1 protein-coding gene is annotated in these 1,283 nt (G+C 61.7%); it reads left to right on the top strand.

Going from position 1 to position 1,283, the window contains the following annotated elements:
• The first annotated feature begins 82 nt into the window (after window positions 1–82).
• Window positions 83–1,212 (top strand): IS3 family transposase gene (locus V6X73_RS09520; protein WP_407810758.1). Its coding sequence is split into 2 segments (ribosomal slippage): window positions 83–380 and window positions 380–1,212, totalling 1,131 coding nucleotides; the frame shifts between segments, so codons are not numbered across the junction.
• The last annotated feature ends 71 nt before the right edge of the window (window positions 1,213–1,283 follow it).

Here is a 1,283-nt window from a genome sequence, read left to right as displayed (position 1 = left end):
TGAAGTGGACCCCGGTTTTCGGACCAGGTGAGAAGTAAAGATTCGGAGGCTATCCTCGGCCCATTGCAGAGGAGCCTTCACCATGACCCGAGGACGAGGCAAACGGCTCAGTCCGGACTTCAAGGCCCGCGTTGCCCTCGAGGCGGCCAAGGGCCACAAGACCGCCAGCGAGATCGCGCAGGAGTTTCAGGTTCACCCGACGCAGATCAGCCAGTGGAAGCGGCAGTTGCTCGATAACGTCCCTGAGCTATTTGAGTCGACAGCGGCACGGGCCCGCCGCACGCCGAGCGCCGAGGAGGTCGCGGCGCCGCTCTACGAGGAAATCGGCCGGCTCAAGGTGGAGCTGGATTTTTTGAAAAAAAAGTCCAGCCAGCTCAAGGAGTAGGCCGATGGCTGATCGAAACGGAACACACCGAGCTTTCGATTCGTCGCCAGTGCGAGCTGATCGGCCTGCCCCGCTCGCAGTATTACTACGCGCCGGCCAGCGAGACGCCAGAGAACCTCGCGCTGATGCGGCAGATCGACAAGCAGTACCTGCGCACACCGTTCTTCGGCTCCCGGCAGATGACCCACTGGCTCCAGCGCCAGGGCTATCGGGTCAACCGCAAGCGCATCCAGCGGTTAATGCGACTGATGGCCCTGCAGGCGATCGCGCCGGGGCCTCACACCAGTCGGCCGCATCCGGCGCATGCGGTCTACCCGTATCGGCTGCGCGGCCTCGCCATCGAGCACAGTTGCCAGGTCTGGTGTGCCGACATCACGTATATCCCGATGCGGCGCGGGTTCATGTACCTGATGGCCGTGCTCGACTGGTTCAGTCGTTATGTTGTCTCATGGCGCCTGTCGAACACGCTCGACACCGGCTTCTGCGTCGAAGCGCTGGATGCGGCCCTCGATCAGGGTCAGCCGCTGATCTTCAATACCGATCAGGGCGCGCAGTTCACCAGCACCGAGTGGATCGAGCGACTCAAGGCGTGGGACATCCTGATCAGCATGGATGGCCGTGGCCGGGCCCTCGACAATGTCTTCGTCGAGCGACTGTGGCGAACACTGAAGTACGAGGACATCTACCTACGAGGCTACGACAGCCCGACGGCCCTGGAGCGAGGGCTCGGCAGTTACATCGACTTCTACAACACGGAGCGGCCACATACCGCGCTTGATCAAAGAACCCCGGCTGAGGTCCACTGGGATCATATGCCGGAAACTTAGTGCCGATGAAGACGCCACCGGTCTTTACAACTTAACCGCTACCAATGGTCCGAAGGATGGGGTCCACCTCA

It is taken from the genome of Spiribacter pallidus (genome assembly GCF_040838495.1).
Lineage (GTDB): Bacteria > Pseudomonadota > Gammaproteobacteria > Nitrococcales > Nitrococcaceae > Spiribacter > Spiribacter pallidus.
This window is presented reverse-complemented; position numbering and strand designations above follow the sequence as displayed.